Genomic DNA, 14,565 nt, shown 5'->3' with positions numbered 1-14,565 from the left:
TCAGTCGTCGCAGTACCGGTCGTGGTGGTGGCGACGATCGCCATGACGGTAGCGCTCGTCGCGGCGATGACGGTCGTCGCCGCGCCAGCGACGGTCGTCATCGACGTAGACCACACGGGTCGGCGCCCGATAGCCCCAGGCCGGCGCATGCGGCGGCGGCCCGCGGCGGACGTCGTGATAGCGGCGGTCGTCGTACCGCCGATAGCGGGAATCGTGGCTGTGCCCGCGATCGTCGTCGGCAACTTCGGCCCCGATGACGGCGCCGAGAATCGCGCCGATGGCCGCGCCGCCTTCGCCGCCGAGCTGATAGCCGACCGCACCGCCGGCGGTACCGCCGATCACCGCGCCGATCGTCTTGTCGTCAGCACTCGCGGGCGCGGCCAGACCAAGGCCAAGCACCGCCACACAGGTCCACAATGCCTTTCTCATCGTGCTCGAGCCTCTTTGTGCAGGGAATGATCCGCACGGTATCGCGCCGCTCTGAACACCTCCTGAACCCGCGGCCGCGACCGGCGCCGGACTTGACGACTCGTTGATTTTGCGCAGGGCCGCCACTATCATCTGCGCCCCTCGGACAGTTAGCTCAGCGGTAGAGCACCGCTTTCACACGGCGGGGGTCACAGGTTCAATCCCTGTACTGTCCACCAGGAACATCGAAAGGAGTCGGGCGCAGGCCCGGCTCCTTTTTTGTTGCCGGCGAGCGTACGGCACGCCGGCTTGCCCGGTCAGCCATCGAGCCGGTCGAGATCGGCTTCGTAGACGCCGCCGCCCTGCAGACCGAGGAACAGCCGGGAACGCCCGCCGTCGTCGAACAGCCGCAAGCTCCACACGCCGCCGAGCAGGCGTTCGTCGGCATGCCGGTGCGGCGTCCAGGTACGCCCGCCGTCGGTGCTGGCTTCCAGGATCAGCGGCTGCGGCGAGGTGAAGTCCTTGTTCCAGCCCGCGGTGTAGATCGTGCCGGTGCGCGCATCGACGGCGAGGTCGAAGTAGAAGCGGGCGTCGTCGTTGGCGATCGACGCCTCCCAGCTCTGGCCGTCGTCCGCCGAGCGCATGACACCGCCCTCGCCCGTCGCGAACAGCCGGGGGCCGTCGAGCATGGCCCGGACCACGTTCTTGATCGTGCTCGGGCGGCCCAGCGTGTCCCGGGCTGCGGCCGACCGGTCGGCGACGTTCCGCGTCGCGTAGTCCATACGCTTGAGGACCGGGTCCTCGATGGCGTTCTGGCCGCCGAACCACAGGCTCTGGGTGTCCTGCACCCAGGTGAGCGCGGACAGGCCACTGGCGAGCCCGCACCAGTCGCCGTCGATCACCGACCACGTCCGGCCGAAGTCCGCGGAGACGGCGACGACCGCATTGCCGGTGGCGAACAGCTCGCCAGACCGGTCGTTGAACTGCAGGCGTCGAACCGGATCGCACGGTCCCGCTTCCCCGCTGCCGCCGAAGTCGTGCTCGACGGCATGCCAGCTGTTTCCGCCGTCGAGGCTTTCGACGAGCCGTCCATAGGCACCGCCGTCGTCGACGAACGCCATGATCTGGGATGGGTAGAGCGCCTCGATCGCGCCCACCGACCAGTTCTCCGGCGTCGTCCGGGTCCAGCTATTGCCTCCGTCATACCGATGAATGCCGGTATCGGTCGCGGCCAGCACCGTGGACTCGTTCTCGACGAAACCGACGACGGTCAGCCCCGCCAGACCGCGGGACTCGAAGACGTCTTCCTCCGGGAGCGAGCCGCCGATGCCGCCGCAGCCCAGGATTCCCTGGAGCGCGACGAGCAGGACGACATGGACGATCCGCCTGATCATTGCCTTGAATTCCTCGTGTTCGAACCGTGAACGGCCGCGGTGACCCCGTCGGGGCTCGCCTGCTACGCTCGCGCGCACACGGCCACGGGTCACACCGGCGACGCCTGCCACGATACGGTCGACGGGTTCGCGACGTCAGGTTCGATCCGGACAGCCCCTGTCCTTATCTGCCATGTCCAGTCCGCGCATCAAGGTCGATCTGCTCGCGGTGCCCGAGGTCTCCGCCTCGGCCCTCTACGGCATGCACGACGTCTTCGCCGCCGCCGGACGCGACTGGCCGACGCTGATCGAGAAACGTCCCGCACAATCGCCTTTCGAGGTCCGCGTCGTGGCCTCCGATCCCGGCCCCTTCCGCGTCGCCAACGGCGTCTGGCTCAAGCCCGATGCGACGCTCGGAGACCCGCCGGACATCGTCTGCATTCCGGAAGTGGCCGTGGACCCCGCCAGCCCGCTGAGTGGGCGCTTCGACGCCGAGATCGCCTGGCTGCAGCGCTGTCACGCCGCCCACAGCACGCTGACGACCTCCTGCTCGGGGGCGCTGCTGCTGGGCGAGGCCGGGCTGCTGAAGGACTGTGACGCGACGACCCACTGGCTCTTCTGCGACGTACTGGCGCGGTATCCGGGCGTGCGGGTACATCGGGACCGCGCCCTCGTGCAGAACGATGCCGGGCGCCTGGTCATGGCAGGTGGCGGCACCGGCTGGCAGGACCTCGCGCTGTATCTCGTGGCCCGCTATGTCTCGGTCGACGCGGCCATGCAGGTCGCCCGGCTGTTCCTGATCAACTGGCACGATGTCGGCCAACAGCCGTTCGCCATGCTCAGCTGCAACCGGCAAAAGGAAGATGCCGTCATCGGCGACTGCCAGACCTGGATCGCGCACAACTACGACCGCGCCTCGCCGGTACAGGCGATGATCGAACGTTCCGGCCTCACCGAGCGCAGCTTCAACCGCCGGTTCAAGAAAGCGACCGGCATGACGCCGATGCACTACGTGCACACACTGCGACTGGAGGAATCGAAGCTGATGCTGGAACGCACGGCGGACCCGGTGGAGGCGATCGCCGAATCCGTGGGCTACGAGGACGCCAGCTTCTTCAATCGCTTCTTCCGTCGCAGCGTGGGACTGACGCCGGCGCAGTACCGGCGGCGCTTCGGGGCGATGCGCAAGACGCTTCAGCAGCAGACCGCCCGACTCCCGCCCGGCGGGCAACCCGCCGCAGCCGACGCGGTTAGCATCCGCGACTGATCCCTTTCGAGTCTCCGCCGCATGAACGTCACCGAAGCCGTGCAGTCGCGCCGCAGCGTGCGCGCCTTTCTCGACAAGCCCGTGCCCCAGGCCGTGCTGCGCGAGACCATCGCCCTCGCCGCGCGGGCGCCGTCGGGCGGCAATGTGCAGCCCTGGCACCTGTTCGCGGTGACCGGCGAGCCGCAGCGGCAGATCGCCGAACGGGTGGCGCAGCGGATCCAGCGCGCCGATCCCGACGAACGCCCGGAATACGCGATCTATCCCCCGAAACTGTGGGACCCGCATCGCAGCGCCCGCTTCGAACTCGGCGAGCAGATGTACGCGGCGCTGGGCATCGCGCGCGACGACCGTCTCGGGCGCCTGCAGCAGTTCGCGCGCAACTACCGCTTCTTCGGCGCCCCGGCCGCCGTCTTCTGCTACGTCGACCGGCGCATGGGACCGCCGCAGTGGTCCGATCTGGGCATGTACCTGCAGACGCTGATGCTGCTGCTGCGCGAGCGCGGCCTGGACAGTTGCGCCCAGGAGTGCTGGAGCGTCTACCCGAAGACCGTCGCCTCGGTGCTGCAGCCGTCGCCGGAGCTGATGCTGTTCTGCGGCATGTCGATCGGCTACGCCGACCCGGATGCGCCGGTGAACGGCTTTCGCTCGCAGCGCCTGCCGGAAGAGGCCTTCGCCCACTTCGTCGGCTTCGACTGAAAAGCGGGGCCGTCCAAAACAACGAAGGCGGCCCGCAGGCCGCCTTCGGTGCTCGACCGCGAGTGATGCGACGCCCTTACTGGGCGCTGTCCTCCATCGCTTCGCCCATCTCCTCGGCCTTCTCCTCGACGGCCTCGGCGGCGTTCTCGCCGGCGGACTGCAGGTCCTCCGCGGCGTCCTTGGCCTTCTCGTTCTCGCGCATGTCGAGCGCGTCCTTGGTGCTCTCGACGGCCTTCTCGACCGGCGTCGGTTCTTCCTTCTTGCAGGCCGCCAGCATCAGCGAGGCGCCGAGCAGGGCGGCCAGCGTCACGGACATCTGCTTCATGTGCATGCTCCTTATGCAGTGGGATGACAGCCACACAAGGATAGTGCATCGACAGCCGAACCGACGATACGTCCTCAGTCCCCGCCGACGAGGCCGCGCTGGACCGCGGCAAACACCGCCGCGGCGCGAGACGACACGCCGAGCTTGCCGTAGACGTTCTTGAGGTGGAACTTGACCGTGTTCTCCGAGATCTCCGCGCAGGACGCGATCTCGCGGTTGGAGGCACCGCCGGCCAGCAGGCGCAGGACCCGCAGTTCGCCGCCGGTCAGTTCGTCGGGGCCCGCCGCGAAGTCGAGGGACGGGGGGCGCGTCTCGCGGGCGGGGCCGCGGGTCTGTACATCGATCGAAGCATCCATCTCGATCTCTCCTTCCAGAGCCGGTCTGGGCCGGCGCACGCATCGGAGTATCGACGAGGGGCCTACCCGTTAATTGACAATTGGCGACAGATTCTTAGCATTTGACGTATGGCAGAACTGATCCGCGCGTCGGTACTCGCCGGGTTTCCCGGTCTGGTCACCCGCCTGGGCGGTGATGCCGCCGCGATCCTCGGGCGCTTCCACCTCGAGGGCGTTGCCGCCGAATCGGCGACCGAGTTCGTGCCGTACAACAACGTCGTGCGCATGATGGAAGCCGCCGCCGACGAACTGGACTGCGCGGACTTCGGCCTGCGCCTCGCCGGCTACCAGAGTCTCGACAAGCTCGGGCCGCTGGCCCTGCTGGTCACCAACTGCACCACCGTCGGTACCGCGCTGCAGACGCTGACCCGCAACCTGCACACCTACAGCCCGTCGACGACGCTGCGGCTCAGCGATCCGCCCGGCGGCCCCGTACGTTTCGAGTACGACGTGCTGCAGGGCGTCCCGGGCGTGCCGCACCGCGTGCAGAAGACCGAGTTCTCGCTGGCCTTCATGCACGCCGTGCTGGGCCTGTTCATCGGCCCCGCCTTCCTGCCGCGCGCCATCCTCTTCCGCCACGAACCGAACAAGCCGGCGGACGTCTACCGCCGGCATTTCGGCGTGGTGCCGCGCTTCGGCGCCGACGTCAACGCCATCGAGCTGTCGCGGCGCGACCTGGAGCAGCCGCTGGAGATCGTCGCGCCGATCATGCGTCGCGCGATCGACGAGTACCTGCAGCCGATGATCGACCGGCAGCCCCTGTCGATCGAGCGCCAGGTCGGCGAGCTGATCGCGCGCATGCTGCCGTCCGGCAACTGCCGTCTCGCCAGCGTCGCCGCGCAACTGTCGATGCACGAACGCACCCTGCAGCGCCATCTGTCGCAGGCCGGGCTCGTCTTCGAGGAGATGGTCGACCGCCTGCGCCGCGAACGCGCGCTCGAACTGCTGGGCGACCGTCGCATTCCGCTCGCGCACGTCGCCGGCCTGCTCGGCTACAGCGAACAGAGCACCTTCTCGCGCGCCTGCCGCCGCTGGTATCGCCGCGCTCCGGGCGCGCAGCGGCGCCTGCTGACGCAGTCCGCGACGCCGGCGGTTACCGCCTGAGCCGACGTCACGCATTCGGACGAACCGCGGCACGCCGCGCGCGCCGACACTGCCGTCACCTCCGCAGCCGATGGTGACGCATGACTCCGAAGACCCGCGAACAGCAGCTCGACGAACTGCTCGACCGACAGGCGATCACCGAGCTGATCATGGCCTACTGCAACGCCGCCGACCGCCACGATCACGTCAAGATGCGCACGCTCTACCACGAGGATGCGATCGACGACCACGGCCATTTCGCGAACGGACCGGCGATGGACTTCATCGACCGCCTGCCCGAGATCCAGGCCGGCATGGCGATCCTGCACCACAACGTCACCACGGTGAACCTCAAGCTCGACGGCGACCGTGCCGAGGGCGAGGTCTACATCCTGGCTTTCCACAAGGTGAAGGATCAGGGTGACGGCTATGACGTGCTGATCGGCGGCCGCTACTTCGACCAGTACGAGAAGCGCGGCGGCGTCTGGAAGTTCAGCCATCGCGCCATCGTCGCCGACTGGGCCTATCCGGCGACGCCGTCCGCGGTGCGTCTGGATCACCCGTTCCTGGCCGGCGCGCACATCGGCAGGCCGGGACCCGAGGATCCCTCGTACGCCTTCTTCTCGCTGTTCAAGCGCGGCGAGCGTTAGCATGAGGGCATGAGCGACGAGGTTCTTGGAGCGGACGCCCTGCGCGCGCTGTGCGCGGCCGGCGACGAGTCGCACCACGCCCTTTCGGATACGCCGTACCTGCTGTGCGATCCGGCAGGGCTCGATGACGACGACGCGCTCACCGCCTGGCTGCGCACGCGCCCCTGCCCGGTGATCGGCATCGGCGACGGCCACGCAGCCGATGCCTGCGATGCGATCGCCGCCTGCGACCGTGAACTGGCGGCGATGACCGCAGCGATCCGGCGCACGCCGCTGGCCGCGACGGTCCTGGTGCAGCTGCTGCGGACCAGCGAGGGCCAGCCGCTGGAAGCGGCCCTGATCGCCGAGTCGCTGGCCTACGCGACGCTGCAGGGCGGCCGCGAATTCCGCGCCTGGCTCGCGGGCCACCGTCCGGCGCCGCCGCCCGCATCCGACGACGGCCCCGCCGTATTGCTCGAACGCGACGACGAGCGGCTGCGGCTGACGCTGAACCGGCCGTCGAACCGCAACGCGATGACGGTGGAGATGCGCGACGCGCTGTGCGAGGCGCTGCAACTGGCGCTGCTCGACCCGGGCATCGCGCAGGTCCGGATCGACGCTCGCGGCAAGTGCTTTTCCACCGGCGGCGATCTCGGCGAATTCGGCAGCGCACCGGACACCGCCACGGCGCATGCCGTGCGCAACCTGGCCCTGCCGGGACGCCTGCTGGCGCGCTGCGGCGAGCGCGCGGTGGTGGCGCTTCACGGCGCCTGTGTCGGCAGCGGCATCGAGTTTCCGGCCTTCGCCGCGCGCACCGAGGCGCGCGAGGACGCCTGGTTCCAGTTGCCGGAGCTCAAGTACGGTCTGATTCCCGGCGCCGGCGGCTGCGTCAGCGTGACGCGCCGTATCGGGCGGCAGCGCACCGCGTGGATGGTCCTGAGCGGCCAGCGCATCGCCGCGCGCACGGCGCTCGAATGGGGGCTGATCGACGCGATCATCCCGGCCCCGTGAACTTTCTCGCCCACCTGTGGCTGGCCGACCGCACGGCGACGTCGCTCACCGGCGCGGTGCTCGGCGACGTCGTCCGCGGCGCCGATCTCAGTGCCTACCCCGCGCATCTCGCGCAGGGCATCCGCCTGCACCGCCGCGTCGACGCCGCGACCGACCGCCACGCCGCGATCGTGCGGCTGCGCGAAGGCTTCGCTCACGGCCAGCGCCGCTATGCAGGCATCGTCCTGGACCTGGCGGCGGATCACGCGCTGGCGCTCGACTGGTCGCGCCACCACGCGCGGCCGCTCGCCGAGTTCTGCAGCGATGCGGCCGCGCAACTGGCCGCCGACTCGGCCTGGTTCGTCGAAGCCGGCGGTCGCGCGATCGAGGCCGCGAGCTTCGCACGCCTGCTGCTGTCGTACGCGCATCCCGACGGCATCGAACGCGCGCTGCAGCGCACCGCGCAGCGCCTGCGTGAGCCGCAGCGGCTGTTGCACGCTGCCGAGCGCTGGACCGAACGGCTACCGGATCTGCGTGCCGCGCTGCCCGGCCTGCTCGACGACCTGCAGTCGGCGGCGACGGCCGCGCGCTGATCCGCTCAGAACAGATCGCCGCCATCGACGGCGGCGAAGCGACGGCTGCCCGGCGCGTCGGAGGCCACCGACGGCAGATACCGCGACGGCAGCCTGAAGTCGGCCGCAGGCGTGCCGCGCCCGAAAAAATAGCCCTGCGCCGCATCGCAGCCGCGCTCGCGCAGGAAGGCCAGCTGCTGTGCCGTCTCGACGCCCTCGGCGACGACGGCAATGCCGAGGCTGTGCGCCATCGCGATGATCGCGTTGGCGATCGCGGCGTCGGCCGGATCGTCGATGATGTCGCGCACGAAGCTGCGGTCGATCTTCAGCAGGTCCACCGGGAAACGCGTGATGTAGGCCAGGCTCGAATAGCCGGTGCCGAAGTCGTCGACGGCGATGCGCACGCCCAGATACCGCAGGCGGTCGAGCGTCGCCAGGATCTGCTCGGACCGCTTCAGCAGTGTGCCCTCGGTGATCTCGAGCACGAGGAACTGCGGGTCGAGCCCCCCTTCGCGGCAGGCCGATTCGATCAGTTCGCCGAGGTTCGGCTGCGCGAACTGCCGCGGCGACAGGTTCACCGACACGGCGAGCGTCTGGCCCAGGCGCTGCTGCATGCGGCGCGCCTCGGCGCAGACGGTGCGCAGCACCCAGTCGCCGATGGCGATGATCTGGCCGGTGTCCTCGGCCACCGGAATGAACTCGATCGGCGGGATCATGCCGCGTTCGGGATGCTGCCAGCGGATCAGGGCCTCGGCGCCGAGCAGGGCGCCGGTGCGCAGGCAGACCTGCGGTTCGTAGTGCATCAGGAACTGGCCCGACGACAGCGCCTTGCGCATCGCGCTCTCCAGTTCGAGCTTGCGGTTGGCGCGGCGCATCATCTCGGCGCTGAACATCTGGTAGTGCCCGCGCCCGGACGACTTGGCGTGATACATCGCGGTGTCGGCATTCTTCAGCAGCGTCGCCGCATCGTCCCCGTCGGCGGGAAAGCAGCTCACGCCGACGCTGGTGCTCAGATGCAACTCGTGTCCGCCGACCAGCATCGGCGTGGACACCGCCACGACGATGTCACCGGCGATGCGCGTGATCGCATCGCCGTCGCGCGCGCCGTCGACCAGGACCACGAACTCGTCGCCGCCCATGCGCGCCACCGAATCGCATTCCCGCACGCAGGTCTTCAGGCGCGTGGCGATCTGCAGCAGCACCTGGTCGCCGACCTGATGGCCGAGCGAATCGTTGATGCGCTTGAAGTGATCGAGATCGACCATCAGCACGCCGACGGTCGTGCTCTCGCGGCGCGCCTTCGCGATCGCGACCTCGAGCCGGTGCTGCAGCAGTGTGCGGTTGGGCAGCTCGGTCAGCGCGTCGTGCTCGGCGAGATGCCGGATGAACTGCTGCTGCTGCTTGCTCTCGGTGATGTCGCGGATCACGCCGACGAGTCGCCCGACCGCCCCGCCGTCGTCGACGATGCCGATGGCCAGCGACATCGGGAACTCCTCGCCGTCGCGGCGCAGCCCGGTCACCTCGCGCCGCAGGTCGACGATGTTGCGGCTGCCGCCGCGCTGGAAGTTGGCGACCAGCCCGTCGTGCCGCGCGCGATAACGCTCGGGCATCAGCATCGACACGTTGCGCCCGATGACTTCGCTGGCGCAGAAGCCGAACATCCTTTCCGCGGCGCGGTTGAAACTCAGCACGATGCCGTGCGGATCGATGGTCAGGATACCCTCGGCGCTGCTCTGCACCACCGCCCGATGACTGGCCTCCGAGGTGCGCAGCGCCGCCGTCATCTCGCGCGCCATGGCCGCGGCCCGGACCTCCGCCCGATGCGCGGCATGCAGCAGCGCCCACAGCATCAGGCTCAGCAGCAGGCCACTGCCGAGCGTCAGCGGCGCGAGCGACCGCGGCTGTCCGGCCAGCAGGTCGGTCGACCACATGCGCAGGCGCCAGCGCCGGCCATAGACCTCGACGACGTGCTCGACGGAGAACTCCGCGGACTCGGGCGTCTCGCCGCCGTAGAGCGACGCCCCGGCGAGATCCTCGATGGCCATCTCCACGCCGGGCGCACGCACCGGCATGAGCGTCTCGATCAGGGCGTGAATGCGGATCGCGACGAGGACGTATCCCGACAGCGCAGCCCTGCGGGCGTCCACGGACATTGGCGCGATGCGCGTGCGATAGACCGGCAGGAACATCAGCGTCGCCGGGACAGCCTGGTCGGCATGCGCGCTGACCAGCGTGATCGGCGCCGTCAGAATGGCGCGCGCCTCGTCGCGCGCGCGGTCCATCGCTGCCCGTCGCTCCGGATGGGAGTACATGTCGTAGCCGAAGGCGCGCGCATTGATTGCATTGAACGGCTCGATCAGCGTGGCGACGACGTGGGAGGCACGTTCACCGGGTGGAAACACGCGGTAGTCCTCGAAGCCGCGCTCGCGCATCTCGCTGACATGCGCATCGAGATCGGCCGCCCCGACCTGCAGGCCGTAGGCCACGGCGTCGAGTCCGGGCAGGTGGCGCGACAGGTCCAGCCCGCCCATGTAGGTGCGCCACTGTGCCTCGTCGACGTCGCCACTGACTGCGAACAGGCCGGCGGCGCCCTGCAACAGTTCCTCGTGAACCTCGAAGCGGCGCAGGATCTGCTGCTGCAGGCGTGCGCTCTCGTCGAGAAAATGCTGACGATCGTGCAGGTGCTCGGAGCGGTCGACACAGACGGCCGCCGCGACGCTCAGCGTCGCGCAGAGCAGGCCCGCGGCCAGATGCCAGAGCGCGCGCGTGCGAGCCGCGCGGCTGCTCAGCATCGCTCGGTTCCCGGTTCGGCTGAAAGTACCCGCCCACACATGCCGCGGCATCGACTCGGAATGGTGATGCCGCTAGATCGGCCGCCCGCCGGCGATCCGCCGGGGCCCGGCTACAGGCGGTGCCGTGGGGCCGACCAGCGGATGCCGCCGCGCTCCGCGGGAGGCGCCGGTTAGCGTCGCCATGCCTCCACCGCCTCCCACTGCCGCAGATAGGCCTCGGCCGACGAGAACATCGCGCGCAGGGCCTCTGCGATCTCCGCCTCGCTGCGATCGGCGGAGTAGCGCTGCATGTCCGCGATCTGGTCGGGGTACAAGCCGTAATGCGCGACGCCGCGGCCTTCGTAGAGATTGAAGACGTGATCGCCGGTGACCTGCTCGTCGAACTCGACGCGGCCGTCGACGGAGCGGAACGGATAGAGCGGCATCGGCTCGCTGCTGTTGCGCGGCAGGTGGGCGATGCCGTTGACGTCCGAGGCGACGCCGGTCGACACGACGTCGGCCACCCGGTCACGCGCCGGCCGCGCGTTGGCGCGACGCAGCACGTCGACCCAGCCGTCGCGCTGAGCGGCGAAGCGGCCGATGGTGCCGCCGCCGGCGACGATGCGGTCGAGGAAGCTTTCGACATAGGTCCAGTCGTGGCTGCTGATCACGCCCGGATAGCCGTTGGCCTCCGCGATCTCGAGAATGCGGTCGATGCCCTTGGAACTGGTGTGGTCGACCTCGATGAACATGCCGCGGCGCATCAGCTCCTCGACGAAGTAGCGCCCCAGCTCGGTGAGTCCGCGGATGTTGCACAGGCCGGTTTCGGTCGGCGGCAGCAGCGGCGGCAGCGGCGCCGTGCTGCTGATCTGGCCGTTGAGGTACTCCACCTGGTAGAGCAGCTGGTCGATGATCCCGAGCGGGTTCACGCCGCCCTGCGTCTCGGTCGACGGTCCCTCGTAGTGCTCCGGACAGGCCTCGAACTCCTGCAGATGGCCGGTCTCGGCGAGGTTGCCGACGTGCAGGATCGTGCCGATGCCGAAGCTCTCGGTCGGGTAGACGCCGCCGAAGGCGTTGTCGAACTTGTGCACCGGAAAGACATGGCGCACCCCGGCCGCGTAGGCGGCATCGAGGCGCTCGACGATCTGCTCGCGCGAGCATTCCGGCTGGCCGAGGAATTCGCCGCAGTTGAACACCTTGGAAATCTCGATGCCCTGCACCACGGCGACCTTGCCGTCGGCGATCACCGCGCGTGCATCGGCCGGGTTGTCGACGATGCGCAGCCAGCCCTCGCCCGGACCGCCGTTCTGGGCGTCGATGTAGTCCTGCATCTCGCGCAACCGCTGCGCCTGCAGGCGCCAGTTGGCCTCGAAGTCGCAGTCGTTCTCCTTCTGCGGATTGAGCTGGCACAACAGCTCGTTGCCGGTGTAGTGGTTGACCAGCAGGCGCAGGCCGCCGAGCCAGGCGCGCTCGATCCACTTGTAGTAGGTCTGGTGGTGCTGCAGCGAGTCGTAGCGCGGCCAGAACGGAAAGTCCGGCCAGCCACGCGTCTCGTGCACCGGATTGAAGCCCGAGGTCGCCGTCTCGATGATGCCGAGCAGGCCCTGCGGGCCGTGATTCACCGCGCAGTCGTCGAGCGCATGGTCGATCCCGAACTTGTGGAACGGATCGCCGTAGTTGACGCGACCGCCGATGAATTCGTAGGCCGTGACATGCGCGTGCGCATCGACGTAGCCGAACACATCATCGGCGTCGTAGGCCGGCGCGCCCGGCGCCTGCGTGAACAGCGGCACCTCGCGCAGGTATTTCGCCGGCCCGCGTGCATCGACGAGGCGTGCCTGGGTGCCGACTTCCGGGTAGGCGTCGCAGCCCTCGGCGGCCACCAGATCGAAGTCGGTGTAGATGCCCTCGGTGACGACGCCGGTCAGCGCCAGCACGCCGTTGGATGCGGCGAGCTTCTGCCCGGTGATCGCCGACACCAGGCTGAAACGATCGGTCGTCGCCGGCACCAGGTTCCAGACGGCCAGATCGCTGGCCTCGTCGACCATCGCGAGTCGCGGGTTGACGTTGATGCCGCTGAGCCCGTCACCGATGCCGCCGACCTCGTCGCCGATGGGGCGCACGATGCCGCCGCCGGGCCCGAGCGGATCGAGCACGATGTCGGTGATGTCGCCGACGCCGCCGATCAGGTAGCCGACTTCGCCGACGAAGTTGCCGAGGGTGTCGAGAAACTCGCCCACCGGATCGCTGATGCCGAGCAGCGACTTGCTGCCGCGTTCACCGGGCTCGCGGTGATAGTCCGACAGCAGCAGGTAGGCGCCCAGCGCGCTCGGCTTGAAGTAGAACGAGGTCGCCTGCGAGGCGTCCTCGCTCAGTCCGTAGTCCGCTGCCGTGGCGTCGGCGGTGACGTAGCCGGCGTCCGAGTGCAGCAACCAGCAGGCGTTGGCGACGTTGTGGATGGTCTGTCGCTGCGGGCCGGCCGGCCCGTCGCCGGGGACACCCGTCGGCGCGGAGCTGCTGCCGCAGGCGCCGAGCACCGAAGCCAGCACACCGATCATCACCACACGCGGCACGCCGCCGCCGACTGTCCGACCCATCTCGCCCGTCTCCCGATGTCATGTCCCTGTCATCGAGCTTAGGGTCACGGACGCGCAGCACCGGGCGTAAATCCAGCCCAAGCCGCGATCTGTCGACGATTTCCGACAGCGCCGGACGACGTTCTATACCGTCGCGCCGCCGCAGGACGAACCGCCGCCGGCGCTGCAGCCCAGGCAGTGGTCGCCGAGCCGGATGGAACGCCGCAGCAGGCGCGCCGGATCGAAATCGAAAATCGTCTCGGGCGTACCGTCGTCGCGCTGCAGGTGCAGGCCGAGCTGCTGGTTGAAGTCGCAGTCGTAGAGCCGGCCCAGGTGATCGACGCTGATCAGGTCGCGGCACATCACGTTCCCGGCGGCCGCCGGATTGAACGCCGCGAGCAGCTTGTCCATGTACGCCGCGTACTGGCCGCTCTTCTCCAGGTGCAGGCGAAAGCGGTGGATGGGCATGTTGGTGATCGTGAACAGGTTCGTGAACTGCACATCGAACTGCTGCTCGAGCGCCTTGCGATAGTCGGCCTCGAGACTGGCCTGCGGCGCCGGCAGGTACGGCCCGACCGGGTTGTAGACCAGGCTCAGCACCCGCCCCGTGCCGGGAACGCCGTAGCCGACGGCATTGAGCCGGTGCAGCGCCTCGATGCTCTTGGAGAACACGCCGCTGCCGCGCTGCGCATCGGTGAAGTACTCCTGGTAGTACGGCAGCGACGACACCACCTCGACGCCCTGCTGCGCGAAGAACGCCGGCAGATGATCCATCGGCTGCTTCGTCGCCGGATCACCGTCGAATTGCACCGTGAGGTTGTGGCGCACGATGACGCGGCGATCGAGCGCCCGCGCCCCTTCGACCAGTTGGGTGAACTGCGGGTGCAGCTCCGGCGCACCGCCGGTGAGATCGAGCGTGCCGATCTGCGGGTGGCGTTCGAGCACGTCGAGACAGGCGGCGACGCCCTCGGCCGAGAGCATCTCGGTGCGCGCCGGGGAGGCATCGACATGGCAGTGGCGGCAGGCCTGGTTGCAGCGCCGCGTGATGTTGAGCTGCAGCGTGTCGACCGCCCGTGGCGGCAGGGCAATGCCGCGGCGCTCCAGCTCGCGCGAGAACAGATCAGTCACAGCACCAGCTTGTCGAGGTGATTGTTCATCTGGATCGCATGCGCCAGCGTGATGCCGGCCTTCATCGTCGCCGCCACGTGCACCGCCTCCATCATCTGTTCCGGATTGGCGCCGGTTTCGAGACAGGCCGTGGTGTAGGCGTCAATGCAGTACGGGCACTTCTCGGAATGCGAGATCGCCAGCGCGATCAGCGCCTTCTCGCGCCGGGTCAGGGCGCCGTCGGCGCCGGTGACCATGCCGTAATACTTGAAGAATTCCTCGGCCAGCGGCCCGGCGTGGCGGCCGATGTCGCCGAACTTCTTCAGGTCCTCGGATTCGTAGTAGCTGCTCATCGACGGCTTCCTTCGCGGGT

Annotated in this window: 14 protein-coding genes and 1 tRNA gene; 7 read left to right on the top strand and 8 right to left on the bottom strand. The window is 69.0% G+C overall.

Annotated features, from left to right (window positions below):
- Positions 1 to 429 (bottom strand): hypothetical protein, encoded by a 429-nt coding sequence (locus C8D93_RS11890; protein ID WP_110265419.1) that lies wholly within the window; start codon positions 427 to 429, stop codon positions 1 to 3.
- A 143-nt stretch (positions 430 to 572) separates the two neighbouring features.
- On the opposite strand from C8D93_RS11890, the gene C8D93_RS11885 reads away from it, so the two are divergent.
- Positions 573 to 647, top strand: a tRNA-Val gene (locus tag C8D93_RS11885).
- Between the two features lie 78 nt (positions 648 to 725).
- Here the strand turns inward: C8D93_RS11885 and C8D93_RS11880 are convergent.
- Positions 726 to 1,802, bottom strand: coding sequence for a WD40/YVTN/BNR-like repeat-containing protein (locus C8D93_RS11880; RefSeq protein WP_110265418.1), 1,077 nt, complete (start codon positions 1,800 to 1,802; stop codon positions 726 to 728).
- A gap of 172 nt (positions 1,803 to 1,974) precedes the next feature.
- Here C8D93_RS11880 and C8D93_RS11875 point away from each other — a divergent pair, with 172 nt between their 5' ends.
- Entirely contained in the window at positions 1,975 to 3,048 is a 1,074-nt protein-coding gene (locus C8D93_RS11875) for a GlxA family transcriptional regulator (protein ID WP_110265417.1), read from the top strand.
- A 21-nt stretch (positions 3,049 to 3,069) separates the two neighbouring features.
- Positions 3,070 to 3,744 carry a nitroreductase gene (locus C8D93_RS11870; protein ID WP_110265416.1) on the top strand — a complete coding sequence of 225 codons (675 nt, stop codon included), beginning with the start codon at positions 3,070 to 3,072 and terminating at the stop codon, positions 3,742 to 3,744.
- 76 nt (positions 3,745 to 3,820) lie between these two features.
- Here the strand turns inward: C8D93_RS11870 and C8D93_RS11865 are convergent, their stop codons facing one another.
- Both C8D93_RS11865 and C8D93_RS11860 read right to left on the bottom strand, forming a co-directional pair.
- Positions 3,821 to 4,069 carry a hypothetical protein gene (locus tag C8D93_RS11865; RefSeq protein ID WP_110265415.1) on the bottom strand — a complete coding sequence of 83 codons (249 nt, stop codon included), beginning with the start codon at positions 4,067 to 4,069 and terminating at the stop codon, positions 3,821 to 3,823.
- Between the two features lie 74 nt (positions 4,070 to 4,143).
- Positions 4,144 to 4,425: a helix-turn-helix domain-containing protein gene (locus C8D93_RS11860; RefSeq protein ID WP_110265414.1), complete on the bottom strand. Its 282-nt coding sequence runs from the start codon at positions 4,423 to 4,425 to the stop codon at positions 4,144 to 4,146.
- A 108-nt stretch (positions 4,426 to 4,533) separates the two neighbouring features.
- On the opposite strand from C8D93_RS11860, the gene C8D93_RS11855 reads away from it, so the two are divergent.
- The 4 genes from C8D93_RS11855 to C8D93_RS11840 all read left to right on the top strand — a co-directional run bounded on the left by C8D93_RS11855 (position 4,534) and on the right by C8D93_RS11840 (position 7,759).
- Complete coding sequence (locus tag C8D93_RS11855) at positions 4,534 to 5,568, top strand: AraC family transcriptional regulator (protein ID WP_110265413.1); 1,035 nt, start codon at positions 4,534 to 4,536, stop codon at positions 5,566 to 5,568.
- 80 nt (positions 5,569 to 5,648) lie between these two features.
- Positions 5,649 to 6,197 carry a nuclear transport factor 2 family protein gene (locus C8D93_RS11850; RefSeq protein WP_110265412.1) on the top strand — a complete coding sequence of 183 codons (549 nt, stop codon included), beginning with the start codon at positions 5,649 to 5,651 and terminating at the stop codon, positions 6,195 to 6,197.
- Between the two features lie 9 nt (positions 6,198 to 6,206).
- On the top strand, positions 6,207 to 7,187 hold the full coding sequence (locus tag C8D93_RS11845; protein ID WP_110265411.1) for an enoyl-CoA hydratase/isomerase family protein: 981 nt from the start codon (positions 6,207 to 6,209) through the stop codon (positions 7,185 to 7,187).
- Complete coding sequence (locus tag C8D93_RS11840; protein WP_146216582.1) at positions 7,184 to 7,759, top strand: ACP phosphodiesterase; 576 nt, start codon at positions 7,184 to 7,186, stop codon at positions 7,757 to 7,759. Before C8D93_RS11845 ends, C8D93_RS11840 begins: the two co-directional genes overlap by 4 nt.
- A 5-nt stretch (positions 7,760 to 7,764) precedes the next feature.
- On the opposite strand, the gene C8D93_RS11835 is transcribed toward C8D93_RS11840, so the two are convergent.
- The 4 genes from C8D93_RS11835 to C8D93_RS11820 all read right to left on the bottom strand — a co-directional run bounded on the left by C8D93_RS11835 (position 7,765) and on the right by C8D93_RS11820 (position 14,545).
- Positions 7,765 to 10,530 carry a bifunctional diguanylate cyclase/phosphodiesterase gene (locus C8D93_RS11835; protein WP_170124007.1) on the bottom strand — a complete coding sequence of 922 codons (2,766 nt, stop codon included), beginning with the start codon at positions 10,528 to 10,530 and terminating at the stop codon, positions 7,765 to 7,767.
- Positions 10,531 to 10,700: 170 nt separating this feature from the next.
- Complete coding sequence (locus tag C8D93_RS11830) at positions 10,701 to 13,106, bottom strand: amidohydrolase family protein (protein WP_110265408.1); 2,406 nt, start codon at positions 13,104 to 13,106, stop codon at positions 10,701 to 10,703.
- A gap of 123 nt (positions 13,107 to 13,229) precedes the next feature.
- Positions 13,230 to 14,213 (bottom strand): arsenosugar biosynthesis radical SAM (seleno)protein ArsS, encoded by a 984-nt coding sequence (arsS, locus tag C8D93_RS11825; RefSeq protein ID WP_110265407.1) that lies wholly within the window; start codon positions 14,211 to 14,213, stop codon positions 13,230 to 13,232.
- Entirely contained in the window at positions 14,210 to 14,545 is a 336-nt protein-coding gene (locus C8D93_RS11820) for an arsenosugar biosynthesis-associated peroxidase-like protein (protein ID WP_110265406.1), read from the bottom strand. Before C8D93_RS11820 ends, arsS begins: the two co-directional genes overlap by 4 nt.
- Positions 14,546 to 14,565: the final 20 nt, after the last annotated feature.

The sequence above is a fragment of the Sinimarinibacterium flocculans genome (assembly GCF_003201205.1).
Classification (GTDB): domain Bacteria; phylum Pseudomonadota; class Gammaproteobacteria; order Nevskiales; family Nevskiaceae; genus Solimonas; species Solimonas flocculans.
This window is presented reverse-complemented; position numbering and strand designations above follow the sequence as displayed.

What these genes read in the sequence shown, in the direction of transcription:
- C8D93_RS11850 (WP_110265412.1), top strand. Translation starts at nt 5,649, where the DNA reads ATGACTCCGAAGACCCGCGAACAGCAGCTCGACGAACTGCTCGACCGA.
- C8D93_RS11820 (WP_110265406.1), bottom strand. Translation starts at nt 14,545, where the DNA reads ATGAGCAGCTACTACGAATCCGAGGACCTGAAGAAGTTCGGCGACATC.
- C8D93_RS11890 (WP_110265419.1), bottom strand. Translation starts at nt 429, where the DNA reads ATGAGAAAGGCATTGTGGACCTGTGTGGCGGTGCTTGGCCTTGGTCTG.
- C8D93_RS11830 (WP_110265408.1), bottom strand. Translation starts at nt 13,106, where the DNA reads ATGGGTCGGACAGTCGGCGGCGGCGTGCCGCGTGTGGTGATGATCGGT.
- C8D93_RS11855 (WP_110265413.1), top strand. Translation starts at nt 4,534, where the DNA reads ATGGCAGAACTGATCCGCGCGTCGGTACTCGCCGGGTTTCCCGGTCTG.
- C8D93_RS11870 (WP_110265416.1), top strand. Translation starts at nt 3,070, where the DNA reads ATGAACGTCACCGAAGCCGTGCAGTCGCGCCGCAGCGTGCGCGCCTTT.
- C8D93_RS11835 (WP_170124007.1), bottom strand. Translation starts at nt 10,530, where the DNA reads ATGCTGAGCAGCCGCGCGGCTCGCACGCGCGCGCTCTGGCATCTGGCC.
- C8D93_RS11865 (WP_110265415.1), bottom strand. Translation starts at nt 4,069, where the DNA reads ATGAAGCAGATGTCCGTGACGCTGGCCGCCCTGCTCGGCGCCTCGCTG.
- C8D93_RS11880 (WP_110265418.1), bottom strand. Translation starts at nt 1,802, where the DNA reads ATGATCAGGCGGATCGTCCATGTCGTCCTGCTCGTCGCGCTCCAGGGA.
- C8D93_RS11845 (WP_110265411.1), top strand. Translation starts at nt 6,207, where the DNA reads ATGAGCGACGAGGTTCTTGGAGCGGACGCCCTGCGCGCGCTGTGCGCG.
- C8D93_RS11875 (WP_110265417.1), top strand. Translation starts at nt 1,975, where the DNA reads ATGTCCAGTCCGCGCATCAAGGTCGATCTGCTCGCGGTGCCCGAGGTC.
- C8D93_RS11860 (WP_110265414.1), bottom strand. Translation starts at nt 4,425, where the DNA reads ATGGATGCTTCGATCGATGTACAGACCCGCGGCCCCGCCCGCGAGACG.